This is a genomic window from Psychrobacter sp. TAE2020 (assembly GCF_018919485.1).
GTDB lineage: Bacteria > Pseudomonadota > Gammaproteobacteria > Pseudomonadales > Moraxellaceae > Psychrobacter.
The window spans coordinates 1,938,194-1,962,916 of sequence record NZ_JAHLMU010000001.1; the positions used below are offsets into that span (position 1 = coordinate 1,938,194).

Below are 24,723 nucleotides of genomic sequence, written 5' to 3' on the forward strand. Positions count from 1 at the left end.
TAAGGTTCTCATGGATTTCACTAAAAGGCTTCGATCGGCATTCAGTTATAAACCCAAAGGAAATTATAAGAGTGATATTAGTGACCCAATGCTTATAAACGTAAAGCTTTTAAAAGAGCACAATGTTAATTGTCCTTGTAAATCTATAGCAATTCCTATTGGTATAAAGGGTAATAAATATCAGTGTATCAAATGTGAAAAGCAGCTTCTCGGTATGAGTTATAATTTTGGCGATAGAGATATTACTGATCAATCTTCAAATACATTACCTAAAAATGCTAATCAATTAATTGACATGACTTATTATGATGACTCTGTTAATTTTTTAAAAAATGAATAAAAGTATAGATAGTATTTTGATATTAAATAGTATATTAATAACCGAACTATAGTCCATAAGTTATTTTCTAGGGCTTTATTGTTTTTATACCTGTTCTATAGCAGTATTATGTTTGTAAATTGGGTTTTTATATCGTTAGTTATGAAGTCTTCATTAGTCATCACTGCTCATTTCTCCACTATTTTCACAAGTCTTGCTATCCCTTCCTTTTGTGACACCTTTCTTTTGCCAAATAGTTATACCCAATGCATATTTTTAGCTAATCTTTATTTGCTATGGTCTTTATTTGCTACAGTATTTAACCTTAGTTAGCAGATATGCATACCCTTTAATGACTTCGGCATAATTTTGCTTAATGTCTTATCCTGCTATATAGATGCAATATCGTTTTGGACTTCTATATTTCCTGAACCACTAGCGCACTCAATAATCAATATTAAAACTAACTACTTGAAATCTTTTAAAGTCTGCTCATATTTAGCGATCTGCTCATCGTAGCCTTTGATAGTTTCATTAAACTTTAACATTAACCCTTCAAACTCTTGTTGTTGGGTTACTTTCATCTGCTGCATGTCCAGAACCTGTTGGGCTTCTATTTGCTTACCTACTTGATACTGTACAATCAAACGTGCCAGTGCTGGGCTTTTTACATTCACTCGTTGGGCAATCTCTTCATGCTCAAACAACTGCGCTAGCAGAGTACTTATATTGATCAAAGTATCTATTTCTTGGGCGTTGAGCTCAGTCGTTACTGGTTGATACAATGCTTTCATAGCTTGTTGATAGCGTTTAATAATCTGAGCTTCTGTCAGTATTTTAGGCTGTTGCGGCTCCAAGCTGATAAGTTTTAGCACTTCGAGATCACGTTCACCTATCTCAGTGCTAGTATTTATTTCAGTATTAGCGCTGGTATCAGTTTTTATAGTTTTAGGATCATTACCAGCTTTACTGTCGAGAGCTAATGGAATTACTGGCTCATTTTTGCTAGCAGTAGGGGTTTGGTCATCAGTAGCAAGCGGATCAGTAATAGCAATATCAGTATTTAATAAGCTAGTCTCATCAACTGAGGTATCAGCGGCTTCAAAGGCATCATACTCTGCTTGCAAGCGACGCTGTAGACTTAGTACCTCAGCAACATATAAAGGTTGGAATTGCTCGATACGTGCTTTAGTAGAGTCACTTTGCACCGCTTTTTTATTATCCTCAGCATCCAATTGCTCACTATTTTGGCTATCTTTATCATCGATCACTGATGCAGATTGCTGCTGACAACTGGTCAATAATAGTGTCCCCGTTAGCATAGCTGTTAACAGTGTTGATAACTTAAAGATCACAATGGCGCTCCTAATGGACGGTTTAAAAATTTTAAATGACTATAAATAGCTAAACTATATTTTAATAAGAAATCATTTTTAGCAAAAAAAATCTGTTTAATAAGTATAATTGTTGACTACCTTAACTAATTAAAGTTATTCGTTCAACTAAGCTTATCAAAAATACTAGTCGAAAACATAGCTTAAAGAGAGCATTTAAACCGTAAGTGAGTCGTCGGTAGCTTGACTAGAATTATCGGTTTTAACTTGCAAAAATGGAATGCAGTCCTCTAATTCTTTACAGTCCTGTCCCAGCTGACGTCGTACAAAATAGTCTTGTACTATGCGCGCTTGCTGTTCGATACCATAGTTAAAAAACGACTTTCCGGTTTGTAATATATAATTATAACGACGGTTGATAACGGCACCGCGTACTACCTTTAAACCACGCTGCAATTGCCAGACATGTGTTAGCTCATGAATTAGCCAGCTCTGCTTACCAATAGACACTGTACTAAAGTCAGGGCACCAATCCGCCGGATGGAAATAGATATTGCCATTCGGACTGACGGCATAGTTTTTGAATACCCACCATGCTGTTTTAAGCTGTATCTCAGACACATCTAAACTGTTGGCAAATATTGAATAAGCCAAAGCTATCTCGCTTGGGGTTAAATAACGCGATTGTGGCTTAGCCTCAAACGCTTGCCATTGTTGCTTCAGCGCTAAGGTAAACGCATGACGAGAAACCATCGATAACCCCTTTTTAATTTAGCAGCCCAAAAGCAGCTGACTTGTGAATACTCAATATGCCCTAATATCGGTTAAAGAATTGTATAAAATTTATAAATCCTCATTGCTGATGGTTGCTATAGTGACAATCTAATAGCTACAAACCTTTACCAGCGATTTCAGCATTAGCCCTAAAGACTTAGTAAGCAAAGCGCTACTTTGCCTGTGGGCAACACAACCGCTAGGCTTACCGTTGATAAAGAAGTCTATACGGCCCCAATAATGGCAAATTTTTTATTTTATCCATAAGCTATGAGAATCTTATGTCTGCATCTTTTCATTCTGATACACCGCTTGCCCAGCGCATGCGTCCGACTACGCTAGAAGCTATTGTTGGTCAAGAACATCTACTAGCAGTCGGCGCACCTTTGCGACGTTTGGTTGAGCGTAATCATCTGCCATCGATTATATTACATGGTGAAGCGGGTATCGGAAAAACTACTATTGCGATGCTATTGGCCGATGCAGTAGGCCGCCCCTTTCACGCTTTATCAGCGTTAACTACTGGGGTCAAACAGCTGCGTGAAGTATTAGATACCAAGGACTCATTAAGCTTTGAGTCGCCAGTAGTTTTTATTGATGAGATTCACCGCTTCAATAAAGCCCAGCAAGATGCCTTGTTAGGTGCCGTAGAATCAGGCGATATTACTTTAATCGGCGCAACTACAGAAAACCCCTCTTTTAGTGTCAACAACGCACTGTTATCACGCTGCCAAGTTTATCGCTTAGAGCCACTAAACGCTGTGCAAATTGCCGTTGTATTACAGCGGGCTATCAATACAGACAAGATATTAAAGTCGCTAAATATTGATTTGCAAGCGTCAGAATTTATTAATCAGCTATCTCATGGCGACGCTCGTAAGGCACTAAATCTGTTGGAGCTAGCGGTGCAAACTGCTGATAATACGGCTAGCACTCAAGAGTCACAAGCCCCTATTATCATTGACAACCAACTGGTTGGTCGTGTAGCGCAAACGGCGCTAGTACGCTACGATAAAAATGGTGAGCAGCACTATGACATCATATCTGCGATGATTAAATCAGTGCGTGGCTCAGACCCTGACGCTGCGCTATATTGGATGGCAAGAATGTTAGTAGCTGGCGAACCAGCTGACTTTATCGCTCGGCGTTTGGTTATTTTAGCCAGCGAAGATATCGGTAATGCGAATCCAAATGCCTTACTCCTTGCCGATGCAGCCTTGCGTAGTGTACAGTCTATTGGCATGCCTGAGTCCCGTATTATCTTAGGCCAAGTGGTGGTATATCTAGCAACTAGTGCCAAAAGTAACAGTACTTATCAGGCTATCAATGAGGCAATGAAATTTGCTGAAACTGATGCCTCGCCTGTGCCGCTACATCTGCGTAATGGGGTGACTAAACTGATGCGTGATCAAGGCTATGGGGTTGGCTATGCTTATCCACATAACTATCCCAATCACTACTATGCGCAATCTTATCTACCTGATTCTCTAATAAACACCCAGTTTTATGAGTACGCTGATAACCAACGTGAGCAGCATAGCAAGCAGTTCGTACAGTGGCTAAAAAGCCAAGCTGCTAGTAATGACTGAACTAAGTCTTAAGCGCTTACAAAGCGTAATATCTGAAAAAGATTAAAATAGTAAACCTAAGGGTCTAACGATGGATCAGCAGCAGCTACTGAAAAAAGCTAGAATATGCTAATAATATTTATTAAGATAACTTTATCCCCGTCAATAAATCTTTAAGCTTTAGTCTTCTCCCTATAACAAGGCCAATAACAACTCGTCACTCCAATAATAAAAAAGACTAATGACTACTATTTATTAATGCTTACAGCAGCTGATATAGGCAGCTGTTACAATAGTTGCATAGCCACTAAATTATACTTTTTAAATACTGATAAATAACGAAATATAGAGACTTTTATGAGTTTAAATACTGTTCCTGAAATTATTGAAGACATCCGTGCTGGCAAGATGGTTATATTAATGGATGATGAAGATCGTGAAAACGAAGGCGATCTTATTATGGCCGCTACTCACGTGCGCCCAGAAGACATCAACTTTATGATTACCCACGCTCGTGGCTTAGTATGCCTGACCTTGTCGCAAGCGCGCTGTCAGCAGCTCGCTCTACCCTTAATGTCAGATCGCAATGAGGCAAAATTCAGCACCAACTTTACGGTATCTATTGAGGCCGCTGAAGGGGTAACTACTGGAATTTCTGCCGCAGATCGCGCGCGTACTATTCAAGCGGCCGTCGCTTCATCAGCTAAACCTGAGGATATTGTTCAGCCTGGGCATATTTTTCCAATCATGGCGCAGAACGGTGGAGTATTGCATCGCGCTGGCCATACCGAAGCAGGCTGTGATCTTGCACGCTTAGCAGGTCTTGAGCCAGCAGCCGTTATCGTCGAAATCATCAATCCTGATGGTACTATGGCACGCCGTGATGATCTGGAAGTGTTTGCCAAAGAGCATGATATAAAAATAGGTACTATCGCTGACTTAATCAACTATCGTATTGCTAATGAGCAGACCATAGAAGAGATAGAGACTCGTGCTTTTGAGACTGAATACGGTACTTTTACTTTGCACCGTTTTCGCGAGTTTGGGGCTGATGAGACTCATCTAGCACTAGTCAAAGGCGATGTGAGCGCTGGGGTAAGTACAGTACGAGTACATGGTTTTCACCCCTTACGCGATTTGTTCGCAGCCAAGAATGACACAACAGGTCGTAGTGGTTGGAGCGTGCAATCAGCTCTACAAGAGATCAGTGCCTCTGAACGTGGCGTTTTGGTCTGGATTGGTAGCCATCAGCCTATAGATTTAGGAGAAGCGTTAGATAAAGCAGATGATAATAAGTCGTTATCAACTATTACTCAGCAGCCCTATCGTAGTATCGGAGTTGGCGCTCAAATTTTACGTCACTTAGGCGTTCGTGATATGCGTTTACTGTCCTCGCCTATGAAATTCTATGCCTTATCAGGGTTTGAATTAAACGTGGTCGATTTTGTTAATTCCCCTTCTCACGACTAGCCATTAAAAATTTTAAAGTCTAACAAATATCAAAAAAGGCACGTTAACTAAAGTTAGCGTGCCTTTTTTATTAACGGCTGTTATCAAGCTTGTGACAGGCTAATTAATCTAGCAAACCCTTCAACGTTTTATACTTGTGGCGTATGACCAAATTCTCGCTCTAGTGCTAATAATCTTTGGCGTTCAGCCGCTGTCCAGGGCAGTTTTTTGCTGCCTGAACTGTCTAGACGAACGATAACCGCTTCCGCATTAGCAACGATTACTTGTTGCTCACAGCTATAGTAAGCATATTCTATAACGATACTAGTATTACCCAAACGTTGGCAGCGCACCCCTAGTAATAAGGTATCAGGATAAGTTACAGGCCGCAAATACTGGCAACTCGATTGCGCCAGCATGGTAATCATACTGCCATCAAACATACCTAGCGTTTGTAAGTAGGCAATCCGTGCCGACTCTGCATAACGATAATAGACTACATTATTGAGGTGATTAAAGGCATCCATCTCGCCCCACTGTACGGCCTGCTGATGGATTACCGCATAATTTTCTAAGCTGTCAGGGCTAGCGTGAATAGTAGTAATTGGCAGCGAAGTTGCTGAATCAGTGCTCTTGCTATCATTGGTATTAGGGCTAATATTACTGGGATTGGCAATGGAGCTATTACTCATAAAATACCTACTTTATTTATCATTTCGACCTTTAGGTTGTTGTAATATCTGCGCCGTTACTAGCGGGGTCGGGGTCGGCGCATTGGCCAGTAGCTTATCAAGCCAGACGATAACTTCTGCGATATTAGTCGGGGTTACCATACTATCTAAACCATCTGTTTCTGAGAGGTCTACTGGGTTATCTTCTGCTGATTTAGTTTTCGCTATGGCGGGTAAAGATAGTTTTGTTGATTGTTGGCTAGTAGCTACCTTGCCGGTTAGAGTCTGCAGTTGGGTACGTGATTGCAAGAGATAATTTGCCAGCTGATCTTGTTCGCGCATATTACTGGCTTGAATGGCCAAATTGAGGGTCATGATAACTTCATGAATAGTTAACTGTTGCCGCGTTAATAAGTTACTCGGTGTTTGAACTGCCTTATTATTATTTACTGACTTGGTACTATTGCTAGCATTTTGCCTAGTACCACCCTCATAACTGTGTAAAAATTCTTGGATATTTTGAATCGCTAGATTCTGTAGTTGCCAAGAGCTAGGCTGGGCACTTTGCGCTTGCAAATGCTCAATATCTTCACTAAGACTTTGTTTAATTACTACGGTCAATGCCGGGGCAATCTCATTAGCATTCTGTGACAATTGCCACTGTAAGCCTCGCAGTAAATCAATCGCTGCTTTATAGTCATTATTAACTAGCAAGCTATCAGTAGCTTGCAGTTGAATACGCAATAAGCTCAGCTGATTTTGGGCCTGATTACCGATGGGAGTGCTAGGGGTTGGTAGCGCCTGCTGACTGATGGCGAATAAGCGATCATCCATTTCATTTAAGCGAGTAGTCACCAGCTCTTTACTTTTAAAACGCTCATTGACTTGATTTTGGAAGCGTTGCTGACTGACATATAACCATGCTAAAGCGATGATTAATAATAGAATAATCAACCACTGTAGACGCAGCAATAAGATATTTGCCTGCTGCCGCTGCTGTCCAGCAGTTGGCATTTTGGATGATGGCTTAGATTCGGTTGACATGGGTAGCACCGTAAATGATAAGTTTATAACTACTTAGAGTAAGCTTTCAATCAGCATTTTGAATGGCAGCAACAATAGTAGCCGGTAACAGATCCTCTACTTGTAAGTAATCAAGCTGCTGCTCAGCCACCATTGCAGCTAAGCGGACACCTAGAACCACATAAATAAAATCTGTCAATCTGGGCATGTCACTATTTAATTGCTTAGCACTATTGATAGCAAGATCTGGGCTAGAAAACTGCGCTTGGTTAACCACTTGTTGCCAATGCTCAAATGCACTACCGCTGCTGATAATGACTATAGTTCTTGATGAGTATTCTACTGAGGCTGGTAGTAGCGGTTTTGCTGGCTGCGATAATGAGTACTGCTGGCACCAATGCAAATAGTTCGCTGCCGCCTCATTGGGTATAGCACGTTGGTACCAAGCGATACTATCGATAGTTACTCCACGTGCTTGTAAAGTATGTACTAATAGCCGCCGACCACCTAAGCCACGCCACACCAGCAGCTTGTCACCTGCGCGCAAACTATCAATTTCTGGCATTGCCAACATGCCTTCATTATTGGCAATAGTAGGCTGGCGTACTTGATAACTGTTGATAGCAAGATGGGCTTGTTGTAGTACTTCAGCAGTAGCCGTTCCTACCGCAATCAGCTCACTGGGTGCGGTCAATTGACTAAGCTGACTATTGTTAGGATTTAAATTAATTTCATTATCTAAACTAATCCCAGTATTCAAAATAACCCTAGTACTCAAACTAGGGTCAGTACTGCTGACCAAATCACTATCTTGTGAGTTGCCACTACTATCAAGCGCTAGGTTTTCATTGGCTTTTTTATGCTTTGGCTGGGCAACAAGTGATTGCCATAGAGCTAAGCCCGCCGCCGCCGCCGTAGGGCTGACAATCACTAAAGCTTGATACTCTCCTGCCAGCCAAGCACGCATAATACCCACATCAGTTGCACTAATAGCTCTGACTTGCAATGCTAGCATTGGCATATCAATAACCTCAAACCCTGCCGCTTGCAAACACTGAGTCAAAGGTGCGGCGCGCTCTACTGGTCGAGTATTGATGACCATCGGCTTCGCTATTTTTTGCGCTAATAGATTATCCATTAAGACACCACACTATTAAGGCACCATACTATTAAGATGCCATGACCAATAACCCATTTTACGCTGATAGTGAGTGACTATTCTGTGCCCACTAGCTAGCTGTTTTATACTAAATATATAGTTACGATTGCACAATGGCGACCCGTGGGTGATTAAGCCTCTGGATGATAAATCTCTGATAATATAACGCCAGCACCTTCGGCTAATAACATCTTTGCCACCTCAATACCTAACTGATTCGCCTGCGCTTCTTTTTCGCTTTGACTGCCACTTAAAGTAGTGCGCTTTTCAGATTTTAACAACTGGCTGCCATCCGGTTGTCCAACTCGTCCTCGCAACCATAAAGTATCCCCTTCATCATCATTATTCAGATCAGTCGCATGCTGATCATGCAGTACAGCGAAAGCTGCTATAGGTACCTGACACCCCCCTTCTAAATGTCTATTCAAAGCACGCTCAGCGATCAGACGAATGCGTGCTTGGTCATCATTTAGTGGCGCTAGTAACGCCAATACTGCAGCGTCTTCCTCACGGCATTCTATTGCTAAAGCGCCTTGCCCAACAGCGGGCAGACAAGTATCAATATCTAGCTCACTGCGTATACGGGCATCTAGCTCAATGCGCTGTAGGCCACTAGTTGCCAATATAATAGCATCATAATCGCCAGCATCCAGCTTACTTAGGCGTGTTCCTACATTACCACGCAAGCTTTTGATTTGTATATCTGGACGGTACGCCTTAATCTGGCATTGACGACGCAAACTTGCCGTACCAACCACCGCCCCTTGAGGTAATTCATCTATATTTTGATAAGTATTGGATACAAAAGCATCTGTTGGTGAAGCACGTTTACAGTAAGCCCCCAAGATCAGCCCTTCTGGCAATTGCATAGGCACATCTTTTAAAGAATGTACGGCGATATCTGCTTGGTTTTCATATAACGCTTGTTCCAGCTCTTTGACAAACAACCCTTTACCACCAATTTTCGCTAGTGGCGTATCCAAAATTTTGTCACCTTTCGTGACAATTTTTAGTAAATTGATGGTCATCTCAGGATATAAGGCCAATAAGCGATCACGTATATGCTCAGCTTGCCATAAAGCCAACGGGCTTTGACGAGTAGCAATATTTAGAGTAGTTAAAGGTAATGGCTGGACAATACTCATTATAGGCCTCAATAGAGTAAGTGCTATATAGTGTTAAAAAACAGGGAGTTATGTAAAATATATATAGGAAAATATACAGTAGCACAGAAAAATACCCCTATTTAAACATAAATAAGGGTTTGATGATACGACAGGATTGTTTAATGCCTTTATAGCGGAACAACCGCTATTAATATCAAGTTTTTTACTTTTTAGTAGATTAAAGTTGGTAAAAAACGACGTTTACATGCTTTGAATTTTTTCTCTTAATGCTGGCAAGTGGCGACGACTAACCGCTAGGTTTTCATCGATACCCTTAAAACGCACTTGATACTGTCCAGAATCAACGGTCTCTAAATAATCTAGAAAGCTTAGATTAATAATAGCATTACGATGGACCCGAAACAGACGTTCACCAAACTCTTGTTCTAGCTCTTTTAGAGTATCATCTATCAGTACAACACCCTCTTTATGACGAACTTTGACGTATTTTTGATCGGCAGTAAAATAATATATGTCTTGCAACTTAATCAGCTCAACACCTCGATGGGTACGCGCCGCAATATGTTCGCGAATAGGTCGAGCCGTAGGATCTTCAAGTTTGCGAATTTCATTGAGTTGCGCTGCATTCAAATTTTTAGCTTTACTGAGCGCCTCTAAAAGTTCATCTTTATTGGCAGGTTTTAGCAAGTAACCGATAGCGTTAGCTTTGAATGCAATGATGGCATAGTGATCGTAAGCGGTAACGAATATGATGGCTGGCGGATGTTGCAGTTTATTTAGCCCCTGGGCACAAGTTACTCCATCCATTTCAGGCATACGAATATCTAAAAGAATCACATCGGGCTGCTGTTCTTTTACAGCGTTAATAGCTTCTTTGCCAGTCGTAGCTTGAGCCACTACTTGATGTCCTGACTCTTGTACGATTCTGACTAAACGCTCACGAGCTAAAGGCTCATCGTCACAAACTACAATCCTCATGCAAACTCCTTATTACTACCTATTGAATCAGTTTTAGTTCGTATTGATAAGATAGCGCTTGCTCATTTTGTACGCTAAGTATATCTAACTCTACCCATTAGCATGTAGACTTATAGAACCATTTTATAAAACAGTTATTTAAATACACAATCGCATCTTACTCTCTTGAACCTCTAATAAAATAAGTGAAAACATTATGAACATTAGTTTAATATAGATTAAAAATATATAATTATATAGACCCTCTTCTATAGGGGTAGTCGATAAAGTAAGACTATGTTTTTCAATCTAAAGGCTTCAATGATAGTTATGACTTGTATCAGTAATTATACTGCAATATGTATGCCAATTTGTTAACTCATTCGCAAATGGACTGCATATAAATTAAAGCGCAACGTCTTGTAAGGGATAATCGATGGTGGTGATGATCTGTTTACTAGTTACTTCACTTTTTATAAACGCACTTTTACCAAAATATGTTTTTAAGCGTTCAGCTTGAACATGAAAATCAACATGGTGACGCAAGTGATAACTTATCATCAAGGTTTTACTAGGTAATTGTGCAGTGACAGTCAAGGTTACACGGTGTTGTTGCCAAATTACTTTTATATCAATAAAAATGGTCTCAGTGGTCATCTCTACTAAATGCAGGAGCATTTTTTCAATTATGTTTTGTAGCGTTAAGGCAGTGATTATCATATCGTACATTGTATCATCGTCCGGTAAGTCCCACCTAACCACTAGTTTGTCGGCAAGACGACTCGATTCAATAGCTAAATAATGCTCACATAGCGCCACCTCTTCTTCAAAGCTAATCTCACGTGCGCCATTAAAGCTGGCACGAAACAAGGCCGATATGTGCTGTAATAAATCCGCTGCACGTGGTGGATCAGACTCAACGAGAGTCATCAAAGAATTAATAGTGTTGAAGAAAAAATGGGGGGCAATACGAGCCTTAATAAGATCGTTTTGGACGCTAAGCTTGTACTCAAAAGATTGTTTTAAAGCCATAAGCTCACAATGACGGCGCAAAAAATATAGTAAAAACACCAGAGTAAACCCGCCACCAATCAACATATTGAATAAAATGTTAATGATAAAATCTTGCGGCAAATATTCAAGCCAGCCGACAGAGATCATCATCAGCATGACTAAAGATGTTGCGATACCATTCGTCATAAAAAACAACAGTAGAATATAAAAGCTGACTTTTATAGGGTTGCTATACTTGATGACTGGGCGTAGATAATCGATAAGATATAGAGCAGGCAAAATAGCTATTATATTTTGCAAAATACGACTGGAAAAAGAAATTAAAAAATCTGACCAAGCTACCAGCTCATAACGGTTGATTATGGTGACAAATAACGACCAAAAAACAATGCACAGCAGCCATTGCCAAAGTGCCATTATATCCATCAGCTTTGGAATAAAAAACTCTAGACGCTCAGCTAGTAAGGCGACCTCATCATTTGCTATACTTGAGCCCTTATTCTTCTGATTTGTCTTGTACCTATATGAACGCCAACTCTTCAAACCTTAGTCATCCTAAGCAAAATGAACATTCATCTGATTCTAGCACAGATGTTTCTAACCTTAACCATCCTGAGAAAAATAGCCCCTCACCCAGTCAGCAAATGTGGGGCGGGCGCTTTAGCGAAGCTACAGACAGTTTCGTTGCGGCCTTTACCGCCTCCGTAGGCTTTGACCAACGCTTTGCGCGCCATGATATCGAGGGCTCTATTGCGCATGCGACTATGCTTGGTGAGTGTGACATTCTCACTAAAAGTGAAGTAGCAACTATTATTGATGGCCTAGAACAAGTATTGGCTGAGATTGAGCTGGGCGAGTTTAACTGGTCTATTGAGCTTGAAGACGTGCATATGAATGTTGAGTCGCGCTTGACCGACATTATTGGTGCAGTTGGTAAAAAACTACATACTGGCCGCAGTCGCAATGATCAAGTTGCCACTGACATTCGTCTTTGGTTACGTGAAGAGACTGATAACATCATCGGGCTATTAGTGCGTTTACAAACTGGTCTTCTTAATTTGGCTGAACAGCATACTGACACTATTATGCCAGGCTTTACTCATTTACAGACCGCACAGCCGGTTAGCTTTGGTCATCATGTAATGGCCTGGTTTGAAATGCTCTATCGTGATACCGAGCGCCTAGTTGATGCCCGTCGTCGTATCAACCAACTACCCCTTGGTAGCGCTGCCCTTGCTGGTACTACCTTCCCGATTGATCGCACTATTACCGCAGAATTGCTCGGCTTTGAAGGCATCTGCCAGAATTCATTAGATGCGGTATCCGATCGTGACTTCGCCATCGAATTCACGTCAGCAGCTTCTATTCTAATGATGCATTTGTCACGCATGAGTGAAGAGATTATCTTGTGGATGTCAGCACAATTTGATTTTGTGCAGATTCCTGATCGCTTTTGTACTGGCTCATCTATCATGCCACAAAAGAAGAACCCTGATGTGCCTGAATTAGTACGTGGTAAAGCAGCACGCGTCTTTGGTCAGCTGATGACTTTATTAAGCCTGATGAAGAGTCAGCCGTTAGCTTATAACAAAGATAACCAAGAAGATAAAGAGCCGCTATTTGATTGCGTAGATACCTTAACCGGCTCGCTACTAGCTTTTGGAGATATGCTGCCCAATATCACCCCCAATAAAGAAAATATGCGCGCGGCTACTATGAAAGGTTATGCAACTGCCACTGATCTAGCGGATTATTTGGTACGCAACGGTGTCGCATTCCGTGATGCCCATGAAGTAGTTGGCAATGCCGTAGCTTTGGGTATTAAGGAAGGGGTTGATTTGAGTGATCTATCTTTAGGGCAGTTACAGCAGTTTAGTGCCGCTATCGGTGCTGATGTGTTTGAATACTTGACTTTGGAAGGTTCATTGGCGGCACGTGATCATTTAGGGGGTACGGCTCCTAATCAAGTCAAGCAAGCCATTGCTCGCGGACGTACACGCCTAGAAGTTTTTGCTTAATGGCTCAGTTATTTGCTTAATGGCTTGGTTATTTGCCTAGTGGCTCAGTTATTTAACTAGTCGCTTAGGCATTTGCCTAGTGGCTTGATTAAAAGTATCCCTCTATTACTAATTACACCTGCTACGATTGCAGGTGTTTTTATTTGTGTGCTCAACTACTAGCTCTAAATTCAGTACAGTGTAGCTCAGATAAATTTTATAACTCGAATAGGCTTTGCTAAGCGCCCTAAGCCCTTTATCATAGTTCAGTAACGTTGATGCAAGCACTTATTTAAACATCCCTTTGAATAACTAGGAGTCCTTTATGACCGAGACCTTTAACCCACAAGCTAATACTGTATTTTGCCGTAAATATCAGCAAGATTTGCCAAAAATGCCTCACCCACCCTTTCCTAATAAAAAGGGTCAAGAGCTACAACAGACTGTTTCAGACAAAGCTTGGAAAGAGTGGCTTGAGCATCAAACTATGTTGATCAACGAAAACCACTTAAGTATGATGGATCCTGAAGCTAAGAAATTCTTGACTGAGCAGCGTGATAAATATTTGGACAATCAAGATTATGAACGCCCACAAGGTTGGACGCCGGAAACCAAATAAACAGACTTATGAAGATTTAACAGCGAGCTAGCAAAGCCTCTACTTATTGGTATTTTATAGGCAACCAAACCGCTAGTGCTTTGTGCTGCTAATATTATTTACTGCTAGTAGCCAGCCTATATTAGCAATTATTAGCAGCACTGTCTTTATCGTTGTCCGCTTTACCAGCATCAGCAACCGCTTGTTGCACAGTGGCAAAGTCGCTATGGCGCACATCAGTGCCACTACTAATGTAAATCACTAATTCAGCAATATTGCGTGCATGATCCCCAATACGTTCCAGCGCACGCAATACCCACATCAAATTGATTACTTGACTAATTTGGCTAGCATCTGCCATGACATAAGTCATCAAGGCGCGAATAGCAGACTGATATTCAAAGTCCACTTCATTGTCACTACGCATGACCTCAAAAGCGCTATCTGCCTGTAAGTATTCAAATGACCTCAGTGCATTACTGAGCATGACTCTTACTTGGTTACTCAAATGCTGGACTTCATGGTAGCAATAAGTATGACTATTAACCTTGGCAATTTGCTGCGCCATATGGGCAATTTTTACCGCTTCATCGCCAATACGCTCTATGTCAACAACCCCTTTACTCACTGCCATCACATAACGTAAATCGCGCGCGGCTGGCTGCCTCTTAGCAACTAGTAATAATATATGCTCATCAATCTGCACTTCTAACTGATTAATGGCACTGTCCTTCTCAACTACTTGCCGCGCTAACAACATATCACTCTCTAACAAAGCTTGCATCGCTTGCGCTACTTGATTGCTAGCCAGCATCCCCATCTCTAAAAACAAATCGGTGCTTGCGCTCAAGTCTTGGTCAAAACTTTTGGAGGTATGGGACATCTGATTAGGCATAATTATTCTCAGTAAGTGGTCTTTTTAATAAAGAATAGTATTTATGGAGAGCGGTTTTAATAAATAGCTACGTTAATAAAAGCGGTGTCGATAAAAGCTTTTATTAACAGCAATGGTTGTCAGCGGTTAGCCATAACGGCCAGTAATATAATCTTCTGTCGCTTGCTGAGTAGGATTAGTAAATATCTGATCGGTTTTGCCCATTTCGACCATATCTCCTAAGTACATATAAGCCGTGTGATCAGAAATTCTTGCCGCTTGCTGCATATTATGGGTGACGATAGCGATGGTATAATCCTGTTTTAGATCTTCTATCAAATCTTCAATAGCCCCTGTCGATATAGGGTCTAGCGCAGAGGTTGGCTCATCGAGTAACAAGACTTCAGGCTTAGTCGCCACCCCACGTGCTATACAGAGTCGTTGCTGCTGACCACCAGATAGTGACAGGCCTGAAGCTTGTAACTTGTCTTTTACTTCGTTCCATAATGCCGCTTTTCTAAGCGCCCACTCAACCCGATCTACTAGCTCAGCTTTTGACATTTTTTCGTACAGTCTTACCCCAAAGGCCACATTGTCAAAGATAGACATTGGGAAGGGGGTTGGTTTTTGGAATACCATGCCAACCTTGGCACGTAGCAAATTAACATCCATTGATTTTGCTAATACATCGTGACCATCGAGATAGATTCCCCCTTCGGCGCGCATATTAGGGTACAAATCATACATGCGGTTAAAAGTACGCAGTAGCGTTGATTTACCACAGCCAGAAGGACCAATAAACGCGGTAACTTGCTTTTCTGGAATATCAATAGAGATGTCTTTTAGCGCACGAAAGCTACCGTAGTAAAAGTTAAGATCACGTATTTGAATTTTGGCAGGAGCTTGCGGTTCTACTACGGCTGCCATGATGCTAGCATTGCTACTGATTGCTGGAGCAGTGTTATGCGCAGTAACGAAAGGGCGTGGCACTACGATAGTTGGCGAAGTCTTTTTAGTAGAGCGTTTAATAGTGTCAGTCATGGTCTAGCTCCTGATTGCTAATTACTGATTCTGGATATCGATTATTAGTTATTAATTAAGGGTCATTTTCAATGAATATTATAGTAACTACTAGTAGTAGTTCGCTGCTAGCTCGTGCTAAAGATATTGATTACCACAGCTCATTGGTTGCACCAGCCAAATTAGCTGTATTCTTTGCCACCTATATAGCGAGCTGCCACGTTCAAGGTCAGCACAGTAAAGGTAATAAGCAACGCTGCGGCCCAAGCAAGAGCATGCCAATTATCATAAGGACTCATAGCGAATTGATAAATAGTATTGGGCATATTACCCATCGCCTTACCCATATCCAGACTGAAATATTGGTTGTTTAAAGCGGTAAATAATAGCGGCGCAGTCTCACCAGTGATACGGGCAAAAGCCAGCAATACCCCAGTAGTTAGACCTGCCCGCGCCGCTTTCATAGTTACGCCTAATACTAACTTCCACTTCGGTGTGCCCAGCGCATAAGCAGCTTCACGCAGTTGGTTAGGCACTAATAGCAGCATGCTTTCGGTAGTTCTTACTACTACTGGTATAACAATAAGCGCCAAGGCAAAAGCGCCAGCCCAGCCTGAAAAGCTATAGTTTTTGACTAATAATGCGTAGATAAATAGACCAATCACAATTGATGGCGCAGAGAGTAAAATATCATTCAAAAAACGTATGACTTGTCCCAAGCGATTACCGTGCGAGAATTCAGCTAAATAAACTCCTGCCAGCAACCCAATTGGTGCCCCAATAAACAGACCAGAACCAGCAATCATCACTGACCCAACTATGGCATTACGCAAGCCACCATCAGTCATCGGCGGCGGTGTATCAGCTGTGAATACTGGCATCTCAAGCAAGCCATGCACCCCTTCAACGCCTAAAGTTATCAAAATCCACGTCAGCCAAAACAGCCCAAATATCATGGCGGAAGCGGCAAACCCTAAGCCTACTTTGTTCAACAAGCGTCGGCGACGATACAAGCCTCGATCAGTAGTGACAGCAGCAGCATTTTTGGTAGGATTAATAGTCGATAACGCTGGCATGTTGCAAGTTCCTTATTAATTGAAGCAAGTTTAAAACCAGTCTATTAAATGGTTATAAAAGTCTATTATTAATGCTTATTGTCCAGCACGTTTATCCATACCACGTAACATCAAGCGCGAAATCGATAGCACTACAAAAGTAATCATGAATAAGATTAATCCTAAATGTAACAAAGATGATAGATGCAATGGATCGGACGCCTCTGCAAACTCGTTGGCCAAGGCTGAAGTAATAGATACTCCTGACGCAAACATACTAGAGTTGATATTGAAGGTATTACCGATCAGGAAAGTTACTGCCATAGTCTCGCCTAATGCTCGTCCTAACCCTAAGATCACGCCACCGACTACCCCAGTCTTGGTATAAGGGAGGATAATCTTAAACATCACTTCCCAAGTAGTGGCGCCCATGCCATAAGCTGATTCTTTCAGCAGTGCTGGCACTACAGAAAATACGTCACGCATAGTAGCCGCAATAAAAGGAATGATCATGATGGCTAGTACTAAAGAGGCGGTAAACAAGCCAATGCCCATTGGAGCACCAACGAATAGCTGACCTATGATTGGCAGACTCCCTAAATTTTCGGTAAACCAAGGCTGGATATTATTGCCGAAGAAGGGAGCGAATACGAACAAACCCCACATACCATAAATGATAGAGGGAATACCAGCTAGCAACTCAATGGCGATACCTAATGGCTTTTTAAGTATAGGAGGACAAAGTTCGGTTAAGAATATAGCGATACCAAAACTCACTGGCACAGCGATGACTAACGCCATGACTGAGGTAACTATCGTGCCATAGATAGGAGCTAGTGCCCCGTACTCATTAGCCACTGGATCCCAGTTATTACTAGTATAAAAGTCTAGTCCAAACGCTTGCATACTCGGCCAAGCGCCAATAATTAACGATAATAAGATCGCTCCTAAGCTTACTAGTACAAACAGTGCCGCCGCTTTAGTAGTATTAACAAATATCGCATCTAAACGCTTTTGCTTATTCAATTGCGTCTGCAAGTTAGACCCTGCCATAACTGCCCCAATAATCGCTGTGATAGATGATGTGGTGTTTGTTGTGTTTTAATTATTATATTTATTATTATCAATGTCGCCTTAAGCGCCGATTAGCAACAAACATCGCTACTTATAATTGAGTTATAACTGAGCAAAACCATTTGATCAGCTATAACTATCAGATAAGACTAGTATCCAAGCTTAGGGTGCAGTGTAGACAGGCTTACCATCGGTACCGACTACTTGTTTCCAGCTATCTTTAAACAAGGCCACAGCTTTGTCAGAGAATGGTACATAGTCAAGCTCAGTTGCTGCAGTATCACCTTGGTCATACGCCCAGTTAAAGAAGTTCAGCACACCGGCCACTTGCTTAGCATCCTTTGGCTGCTTATGTACCAAAATAAAAGTAGCAGCCGCTATTGGCCAAGCTTCAGCAGTTTCAGAGTTGGTTATCACTTTATAAAAACCTGCTTGCTGTGACCAATCGATATTCCCTGCTGCTGCAAAGCTTGCAGATGAAGGCTGCACTACATTACCGGCTGCATTTTTAAGCGCTACATGAGCCATGTTATTTTGCTTAGCGTAGGCATATTCAACATAGCCAATAGAGTTAGCCATACGACTCACATAACTGGCAACGCCTTCATTACCTTTGCCGGCAGCGCCGCGATCAGAGGTTGGCCACTTGACAGTCTTATCGACGCCAACACTACTCTGCCACTCTGGCGATACTTTGGCTAAATAATCAGTAAAGTTAAAAGTCGTACCTGATCCATCTGAACGAAATACGGTAGTGATTGGGCTATCGGGTAATTTTAAATCTGGATTTGATTGCACGATGGCAGGGTCATTCCATTTATTAATGTTGCCTAAATAAATATCAGCCAATACTTTGCCATCTAGCTTGAGTGCGCCCGGCTCAATACCTTTAATATTGACCACTGGTACTACACCACCAATGACCATCGGAAACTGAATCAACCCTGCTGCGTCCAATTCTTCTGGCGTCAACGGGGCATCTGATGCGCCAAAATCAACAGTGCCAGCAGTAATTTGCTTGATACCGCCTGATGAACCGATAGACTGATAATTGACTTGTCCGCCTGTAGCACTGTTATAGTCGGCTGACCACTTGGCATAGATAGGCTGTGGAAATGAGGCGCCAGCGCCAGTGATGCTCATGGATATGTTATCGCTTACCGCTGCTGCTGGCTTAGTTTCGCTGCCAGTCTTTTCAGTAGTAGTAACCGCTGCGCTGTCTTTGGCTGATTCAACGTTATCAGTTGATTTATTACAGGCAGTAAGCATCAAGGTACAACTAACTGCTATTGCTAATACTGAATAACGCATGTGATGCTCCTAAAGTTTGACCAATAAAATAAATAACGACTGTTGATGTCGAATGATGTGAACTATTGATGTGAGCTAGTTTGCCAAGCTTTAATGACAGTTCGATGACGGTTTTATGACAGTTCAATGACAATGTAAGCAGATATAAACAGGAAAGTAGTTTGAAAGCATTTCAGGGTAGTTAGTGCTAATAGTTGGCAGCCTCTACTTGGTTTGACTCTAGGATTGCTAAACGGGTTAGAAAATTTATAGCAATCACCCTGTGCTATCAATGACTGTGCTCAATACCTAAAGGATTGCAGCTCAAAATCTTTGCTAGGGAGCTAAAATTTATTAATATTAGTGATATGAACAAATAGCATTAGCCGTTAAGGGAGAAGTTTGCTAGTATCGAGGTGATTTACAACACTGACAGACTCGGGGTGCGGTGTAGTTGACTGGATAATAAACCGTCATGCTACATTCGCTGAGAGATCACCCGCCGAACCTGATGCGGTTAGTACCGACGCAGGGAAGTCTCAAGCTTATGTTATACATACAAAGGGCACGCAGAAATGCCTGTTTATTATCAGTCTACTGCTCAGTTATAGAATACTGATGCTGTAGAGCTGTCGTTAATAATCAGTAGTGTCCACCAATCCTTTTTAGCTTATCCGCTATTAATAGCGATGAGGGCGTGATTTTCAAAATTGTGATTGAATTTGTTGCTATGACCAATGCTTACTCCGCAGCTACTGGCGGTGTTGCCTTTTCTTTTAGACAACATCCTAGGACAGCATATGACCATCTCAACACCTACTTCAAGCCTTAGCTCAAAAGCCACTCCAAATATCAATACACCTAGCGCCAGCACTTACCTAGCAAATGCAGCCAGCTCAACTAACTCCGGTTCAGATCAAAAATCAGATAAAAAAGCCGATGCTTTTAAAACACCTGCCCATCGCAGCGCGGCTGATGCTCGTTTTGAAGAAGATGCTCGTGACTTGCATCGTATCCTACCCGCCTCGCATAAAGTCTATATCGAAGGCTCAAGACCTGATATCCAAGTGCCAATGCGTCAAATCAGCTTGGCAAATACTCCAGTAGAAGGCGTTCCTGAGAGTGATTGGCAGCAGAACCCAGCGTTTTATGTCTATGATACTTCTGGTGTCTATACTGATCCCAGTGTACAAATCGACTTAACCCGTGGTCTGCCTAAATTGCGTGAAAACTGGATAAATGAACGTGCTGATAGCGAACAACTCAGTGGTTTATCTAGCTCATACGGACTAGCGCGCGCACGCGATATCAGCACTGCTAACTTAAGATTCGCTCATATAGATAAGCCACACCGTGCCAAGACTGGCGCTGAATATAGCGGCAATATCACCCAAATGCATTACGCTCGCCGCGGTATCATTACCCCTGAAATGGAATATATCGCTATTCGAGAAACCCAGAAACAGCATGAGCTAACTGATATGCGCCAACATGACGGCGAAAGTTTCGGTGCTAATACTCCTACGATTATCACCCCAGAGTTTGTCCGCAGTGAAGTAGCCGCTGGTCGCGCCATTATTCCTAATAATATCAATCACCCTGAATCTGAACCGATGATTATAGGACGCAATTTTTTGGTTAAGATCAATGCCAATATTGGTAACTCAGCATTAGGCTCTTCAATCGATGAAGAAGTTTCAAAGATGACTTGGGCGACGCGTTGGGGCGCAGATACCATCATGGATTTATCAACTGGTAATCACATTCACGAAACTCGTGAATGGTTGATTCGCAACTCACCGGTGCCTATTGGTACTGTACCTATTTATCAGGCACTAGAAAAAGTAGATGGTGTCGCTGAAGATTTAACGTGGGAGATATTCCGCGATACTCTAATTGAGCAAGCCGAACAAGGCGTTGACTATTTTACTATCCATGCTGGGGTGCTACTGGAATATGTACCGCTAACTGCTGGACGCTTGACCGGTATCGTCTCACGTGGTGGCTCTATCATGGCCCAGTGGTGCATAGCCCATCAAAAACAGAATTTTTTATATACCCATTTTGCAGATATATGCGAAATTATGAAGCAGTACGATGTAGCCTTTAGTTTAGGTGATGGCTTGCGCCCTGGCTGTCTACAAGACGCTAATGATGCGGCACAATTTGGTGAACTGCGTACCCTTGGTGAAGTCACTAAAATCGCTTGGGAGCATGATGTGCAAGTGATGGTAGAAGGTCCAGGTCACGTAGCAATGAACCGTATTAAAGAGAACATGGACTTGCAACTTGAGCTCTGTGCTGATGCCCCATTCTACACTTTAGGGCCTTTGACCACGGATATTGCACCGGGTTATGACCATATTACTAGTGCTATCGGGGCGGCAATGATTGGCTGGTTTGGTACCGCTATGCTATGTTATGTGACGCCAAAAGAGCACTTAGGCTTGCCTAATAAGAAGGATGTTAAAGACGGCATTATCACTTATAAGATTGCTGCTCATGCCGCTGATCTTGCCAAAGGTCATCCCGGTGCACAAGCACGTGACAATGCCTTATCAAAAGCCCGCTTTGAATTTCGCTGGGATGATCAGTTCAATCTAGCACTCGATCCCGATACTGCCCGTGAGTTCCATGATGAAACTTTGCCAAAAGACGCACATAAGTCGGCTCACTTTTGCTCGATGTGCGGGCCAAAATTCTGTTCGATGAAAATTACGCAAAACGTGCGGGAGTATGCGGCTGGTTTGCAGAGTAAAAAAGCCTAATATTTTTTTAGAAAATACTTAGCTAATCAATAAGATTTATTTCATTATGGAAAAAGCCCTGCTCTTTAACTAGTAGGGCTTCTTCTGTTTTTAATAATTAATTAATACCATAATGGCAAAATAAATTATCCTCTAATGCTAGGCTATCAGTAGTATCAAAGCTGTCAATAAGCAGGCTTCAAAGTTAGATAACATCGTAACAAACGTATAATCCTAAAACACTAAATAGTAGGCTTTAAACGCCTTTTATGGAATATGAACATTTGTGTAATCAAACGTAGACAAAAAAAAATTCTACTGTAATATATCTTTATATAAGTAATAAAATGTTACATAACAATTCACTATTTCTTAAGGTCTTCGTATGAATCATATTTACCGTGTAGTCTTTAATCATTCTCTAGGTGTATATCAATGTGTATCTGAGCTTGCTAAATCTCGTGGCAAATCCTCAGGCAAATCTCAAGTTGCTACTAAGCTTATCCTCGCTCCCCTAACTGTAGCGATGCTTGGTTTATCAGGGACGGCTATAGCTGATGCAACCTTTAATGACGGTCAAACAACGGTATTGACCAATGACATCGCTGTCGATGAAGTAGTAACGATAAGTAATGGCTCTAAAGTTACCGGCAGTGAGATGGTATTCGGTCTTGCAGCTTCTGCTGCTTTAGACATCAATACTGCTGGTAGCTTGGTTTCAAATGATTTAATTAGTCTAGCGGCTAGGCCTACTAGTACTACTACGGCTACAGTTAATGGTCAAGGTAGTTCACTTGCCGCAAAATATCTTACGATTTCTGAAGAAGGTAAAGCTGATCTGACGGTAAAAAATGGTGCTAATGTTAAAGTAGCTGAATTAACCGTCTTAGGTTTAAAAGCAGGCGCAGTAGGTAATCTGACGCTAACAGATACAAATACTGTGTTCGATGGTAAATCAATCTTCGTAGCTGATAGAGGCGAAGGCAACCTAAAGATTGAAAACGGTGCAACTGCCAACTTTCAATCTGAGGTAGGTGTCGGTATCGTTAAGGGGTCTAAAGGTCAAATTACTGTCACAGGGAGTGGCTCAAGCTTAAGCAGTGACAGAATAGTCGTTGGTGATGAAGGGCAAGGCACCCTAATTGTCAGAGACTTAGGCAAGCTAACTGCCACTAGTGATTTTTCAGTTGGTGTGGGTGTCGGCAGCAACGGTACGGCTACTATCGATGGTAAAGGCACTACGCTAACAGCGGCACAAGTCGTGTCAGGCGCTAAAGGCACAGGCACTTTAACCATCAGCAATGGCGCTAAAGTGACGAGTACAGAGATTGCAGGGGCCGGTGTCGACACAGGTAGCAACGGTACTATTACTGTGACTGGTGCAGATTCTCAGCTAATAGCGCCAGAGCTTACCATTGCTCAAAGTGGTAATGGTACTTTAAGAATTCAAAATGGTGCTTCTGCCACTGTAGCTAACGCAGTAATTATAGGTGAGCAGTTTTCTAGTAAAGGCTTACTTGAAGTAACAGGTAGCAACAGTGTTTTGAATAGCGAAAACGTTATCGTAGGAGATGATGGTCAAGGCAGCTTCAATGTAGCTCAAGGAGCCAAGGCTTCGATCAATAATGTGGTTCGCTTAGGTCAGGGCATTGGTAATAGTGAAAATAATGTAAAAGTAACAGATGCAGGTTCTGTGCTCACTAGCAAGGAACTACAAGTCGGCTTTGCTAAGCATGGTCATTTAGAAATCACAAAAGGGGGTAAGGTAACCTCGGGCTTGACTGTCATTGGCTTACAAGGTATGGGTCGCGGTGACATCAAGGTAACCGATGCTGACTCTATTCTGACTACAGATAATCTCTCAATAGGCGGTACTGGTAGTGGTAACGTGACCGTCACCAACGAAGGTAAAGTAAAAGTCGCTGAATCTACTTTTTTAGGGGAGGATACTAGCGCCTCGGGTTCGCTAAATTTAAGCGATAATGGAGTTTTCGAAACCAAAGATTTAGTGGTAGGTAATGGTGGTTCAGCAACTATCAACCTAAATGATAAAGGCTTACTACTAACTGAGTCGATCAAACGAGCTACTACTATCGTTACCAACTCTGTTGTCAATTTTGATGGTGGTACATTACGCTTGACAGCTGACCAAGCTGCTCTATTTGCTGGCTTTGGTGGTTTTGGTGGAAATAGCATTAATCTTAAAGCAGGTGGCGGCATTATTGATACCCAAGCCTACAATATTACTATAGCTAAAGGCGCAGAGATTTCTGGTCCTGGTAGCTTTACTAAATCAGGCGCTGGGCTTTTAGCTATGGCCACCCCAAGCAAGCAATGGACAGGTGCAACTAACATTAACCAAGGTACGCTGCGTCTCGATGGTGATTACACTATGCGTGACGGCGAAGTCTTAGGTATCGGCCTCAATAGTCTCGACGACTATGGCAAGCTAGTGGTCAATGGGAACGCAGACATTAGCAAAGGCGACTTAAAGGTCAATGCTTCAGAAGCAGTGCAAAAGCTAGCGGGTAGCAATGAGTGGAAAAATGTGGTCACAGCCACCAAGCGTCAAGGCGAATTTAAATCGGTAACTGATAACAGCCCGCTAGTTAACTTCGTCGCTGATTATAAAGATGCTAATCTAGTGCATCTAAAAATGGTAGCACCGACGAC

At 42.0% G+C, this 24,723-nt stretch carries 20 protein-coding genes and 1 riboswitch; of the genes, 7 read left to right on the top strand and 13 right to left on the bottom strand.

What is annotated here, in order from left to right:
• Positions 1-10 precede the first annotated feature (10 nt).
• Positions 11-340: a hypothetical protein gene (locus KPY62_RS07865; RefSeq protein WP_216581509.1), complete on the top strand. Its 330-nt coding sequence runs from the start codon at positions 11-13 to the stop codon at positions 338-340.
• A gap of 446 nt (positions 341-786) precedes the next feature.
• Here the strand turns inward: KPY62_RS07865 and KPY62_RS07870 are convergent, their stop codons facing one another.
• Both KPY62_RS07870 and KPY62_RS07875 read right to left on the bottom strand, forming a co-directional pair.
• Positions 787-1,674, bottom strand: coding sequence for a hypothetical protein (locus KPY62_RS07870; protein WP_216581510.1), 888 nt, complete (start codon positions 1,672-1,674; stop codon positions 787-789).
• A gap of 195 nt (positions 1,675-1,869) precedes the next feature.
• Positions 1,870-2,406 (bottom strand): type IV secretion protein Rhs, encoded by a 537-nt coding sequence (locus KPY62_RS07875; RefSeq protein WP_228730622.1) that lies wholly within the window; start codon positions 2,404-2,406, stop codon positions 1,870-1,872.
• A 302-nt stretch (positions 2,407-2,708) separates the two neighbouring features.
• On the opposite strand from KPY62_RS07875, the gene KPY62_RS07880 reads away from it, so the two are divergent.
• Positions 2,709-4,016, top strand: a complete 1,308-nt coding sequence (locus tag KPY62_RS07880) for a replication-associated recombination protein A (RefSeq protein ID WP_216581511.1) — start codon at positions 2,709-2,711, stop codon at positions 4,014-4,016.
• Between the two features lie 336 nt (positions 4,017-4,352).
• Positions 4,353-5,465, top strand: coding sequence for a bifunctional 3,4-dihydroxy-2-butanone-4-phosphate synthase/GTP cyclohydrolase II (gene ribBA, locus KPY62_RS07885; protein ID WP_216581512.1), 1,113 nt, complete (start codon positions 4,353-4,355; stop codon positions 5,463-5,465).
• A gap of 128 nt (positions 5,466-5,593) precedes the next feature.
• Here ribBA and KPY62_RS07890 read toward each other — a convergent pair whose 3' ends face one another.
• The 6 genes from KPY62_RS07890 to KPY62_RS07915 all read right to left on the bottom strand — a co-directional run bounded on the left by KPY62_RS07890 (position 5,594) and on the right by KPY62_RS07915 (position 11,812).
• Complete coding sequence (locus tag KPY62_RS07890) at positions 5,594-6,136, bottom strand: acyl-CoA thioesterase (RefSeq protein WP_216581513.1); 543 nt, start codon at positions 6,134-6,136, stop codon at positions 5,594-5,596.
• 12 nt (positions 6,137-6,148) lie between these two features.
• Positions 6,149-7,159 carry a hypothetical protein gene (locus tag KPY62_RS07895; protein ID WP_216581514.1) on the bottom strand — a complete coding sequence of 337 codons (1,011 nt, stop codon included), beginning with the start codon at positions 7,157-7,159 and terminating at the stop codon, positions 6,149-6,151.
• Between the two features lie 46 nt (positions 7,160-7,205).
• Positions 7,206-8,276, bottom strand: a complete 1,071-nt coding sequence (locus tag KPY62_RS07900) for a uroporphyrinogen-III synthase (protein WP_216581515.1) — start codon at positions 8,274-8,276, stop codon at positions 7,206-7,208.
• A 152-nt stretch (positions 8,277-8,428) separates the two neighbouring features.
• Entirely contained in the window at positions 8,429-9,442 is a 1,014-nt protein-coding gene (gene hemC / locus KPY62_RS07905; protein ID WP_216581516.1) for a hydroxymethylbilane synthase, read from the bottom strand.
• 222 nt (positions 9,443-9,664) lie between these two features.
• Entirely contained in the window at positions 9,665-10,402 is a 738-nt protein-coding gene (locus KPY62_RS07910) for a LytR/AlgR family response regulator transcription factor (RefSeq protein WP_216581517.1), read from the bottom strand.
• Between the two features lie 384 nt (positions 10,403-10,786).
• On the bottom strand, positions 10,787-11,812 hold the full coding sequence (locus KPY62_RS07915) for a histidine kinase (RefSeq protein ID WP_228730623.1): 1,026 nt from the start codon (positions 11,810-11,812) through the stop codon (positions 10,787-10,789).
• A 227-nt stretch (positions 11,813-12,039) separates the two neighbouring features.
• Between KPY62_RS07915 and argH the strand changes: the two genes are divergently transcribed.
• Positions 12,040-13,413, top strand: coding sequence for an argininosuccinate lyase (argH, locus tag KPY62_RS07920; RefSeq protein ID WP_216583250.1), 1,374 nt, complete (start codon positions 12,040-12,042; stop codon positions 13,411-13,413).
• A 304-nt stretch (positions 13,414-13,717) separates the two neighbouring features.
• Positions 13,718-14,011: an oxidative damage protection protein gene (locus tag KPY62_RS07925; protein WP_201621571.1), complete on the top strand. Its 294-nt coding sequence runs from the start codon at positions 13,718-13,720 to the stop codon at positions 14,009-14,011.
• Between the two features lie 121 nt (positions 14,012-14,132).
• Here KPY62_RS07925 and phoU read toward each other — a convergent pair whose 3' ends face one another.
• From phoU to pstS, 5 genes are all read right to left on the bottom strand, one after another.
• Complete coding sequence (gene phoU / locus KPY62_RS07930) at positions 14,133-14,873, bottom strand: phosphate signaling complex protein PhoU (RefSeq protein ID WP_228730624.1); 741 nt, start codon at positions 14,871-14,873, stop codon at positions 14,133-14,135.
• Between the two features lie 138 nt (positions 14,874-15,011).
• A complete protein-coding gene (pstB, locus tag KPY62_RS07935; protein WP_228730756.1) occupies positions 15,012-15,791 on the bottom strand; it encodes a phosphate ABC transporter ATP-binding protein PstB in 780 nt (259 codons plus the stop codon).
• 275 nt (positions 15,792-16,066) lie between these two features.
• The gene (gene pstA, locus KPY62_RS07940; protein WP_216581521.1) at positions 16,067-16,960 is read right to left on the bottom strand and encodes a phosphate ABC transporter permease PstA; all 894 of its coding nucleotides are present in this window, start codon (positions 16,958-16,960) and stop codon (positions 16,067-16,069) included.
• 75 nt (positions 16,961-17,035) lie between these two features.
• A complete protein-coding gene (gene pstC, locus KPY62_RS07945) occupies positions 17,036-17,992 on the bottom strand; it encodes a phosphate ABC transporter permease subunit PstC (protein WP_216581522.1) in 957 nt (318 codons plus the stop codon).
• Positions 17,993-18,175: 183 nt separating this feature from the next.
• Positions 18,176-19,324 (bottom strand): phosphate ABC transporter substrate-binding protein PstS, encoded by a 1,149-nt coding sequence (gene pstS / locus KPY62_RS07950; protein WP_216581523.1) that lies wholly within the window; start codon positions 19,322-19,324, stop codon positions 18,176-18,178.
• Positions 19,325-19,732: 408 nt separating this feature from the next.
• A riboswitch (TPP riboswitch) is annotated at positions 19,733-19,855 on the top strand.
• 248 nt (positions 19,856-20,103) lie between these two features.
• Between pstS and thiC the strand changes: the two genes are divergently transcribed.
• Positions 20,104-22,071, top strand: a complete 1,968-nt coding sequence (thiC, locus tag KPY62_RS07955) for a phosphomethylpyrimidine synthase ThiC (protein WP_216581524.1) — start codon at positions 20,104-20,106, stop codon at positions 22,069-22,071.
• A gap of 364 nt (positions 22,072-22,435) precedes the next feature.
• Positions 22,436-24,723, top strand: a 2,288-nt coding sequence (locus tag KPY62_RS07960) for an ESPR-type extended signal peptide-containing protein (protein WP_216581525.1), incomplete at its 3' end; no start/stop codon positions are given.

Excerpts from the sequence above, each read along its gene's own strand:
- KPY62_RS07865 (WP_216581509.1), top strand. The coding sequence starts at position 11 with ATGGATTTCACTAAAAGGCTTCGATCGGCATTCAGTTATAAACCCAAA.
- KPY62_RS07875 (WP_228730622.1), bottom strand. The coding sequence starts at position 2,406 with ATGGTTTCTCGTCATGCGTTTACCTTAGCGCTGAAGCAACAATGGCAA.
- KPY62_RS07880 (WP_216581511.1), top strand. The coding sequence starts at position 2,709 with ATGTCTGCATCTTTTCATTCTGATACACCGCTTGCCCAGCGCATGCGT.
- ribBA (WP_216581512.1), top strand. The coding sequence starts at position 4,353 with ATGAGTTTAAATACTGTTCCTGAAATTATTGAAGACATCCGTGCTGGC.
- KPY62_RS07890 (WP_216581513.1), bottom strand. The coding sequence starts at position 6,136 with ATGAGTAATAGCTCCATTGCCAATCCCAGTAATATTAGCCCTAATACC.
- KPY62_RS07895 (WP_216581514.1), bottom strand. The coding sequence starts at position 7,159 with ATGTCAACCGAATCTAAGCCATCATCCAAAATGCCAACTGCTGGACAG.
- KPY62_RS07900 (WP_216581515.1), bottom strand. The coding sequence starts at position 8,276 with ATGGATAATCTATTAGCGCAAAAAATAGCGAAGCCGATGGTCATCAAT.
- hemC (WP_216581516.1), bottom strand. The coding sequence starts at position 9,442 with ATGAGTATTGTCCAGCCATTACCTTTAACTACTCTAAATATTGCTACT.
- KPY62_RS07910 (WP_216581517.1), bottom strand. The coding sequence starts at position 10,402 with ATGAGGATTGTAGTTTGTGACGATGAGCCTTTAGCTCGTGAGCGTTTA.
- KPY62_RS07915 (WP_228730623.1), bottom strand. The coding sequence starts at position 11,812 with ATGGCACTTTGGCAATGGCTGCTGTGCATTGTTTTTTGGTCGTTATTT.
- argH (WP_216583250.1), top strand. The coding sequence starts at position 12,040 with ATGTGGGGCGGGCGCTTTAGCGAAGCTACAGACAGTTTCGTTGCGGCC.
- KPY62_RS07925 (WP_201621571.1), top strand. The coding sequence starts at position 13,718 with ATGACCGAGACCTTTAACCCACAAGCTAATACTGTATTTTGCCGTAAA.
- phoU (WP_228730624.1), bottom strand. The coding sequence starts at position 14,873 with ATGTCCCATACCTCCAAAAGTTTTGACCAAGACTTGAGCGCAAGCACC.
- pstB (WP_228730756.1), bottom strand. The coding sequence starts at position 15,791 with ATGGCAGCCGTAGTAGAACCGCAAGCTCCTGCCAAAATTCAAATACGT.
- pstA (WP_216581521.1), bottom strand. The coding sequence starts at position 16,960 with ATGCCAGCGTTATCGACTATTAATCCTACCAAAAATGCTGCTGCTGTC.
- pstC (WP_216581522.1), bottom strand. The coding sequence starts at position 17,992 with ATGGCAGGGTCTAACTTGCAGACGCAATTGAATAAGCAAAAGCGTTTA.
- pstS (WP_216581523.1), bottom strand. The coding sequence starts at position 19,324 with ATGCGTTATTCAGTATTAGCAATAGCAGTTAGTTGTACCTTGATGCTT.
- thiC (WP_216581524.1), top strand. The coding sequence starts at position 20,104 with ATGACCATCTCAACACCTACTTCAAGCCTTAGCTCAAAAGCCACTCCA.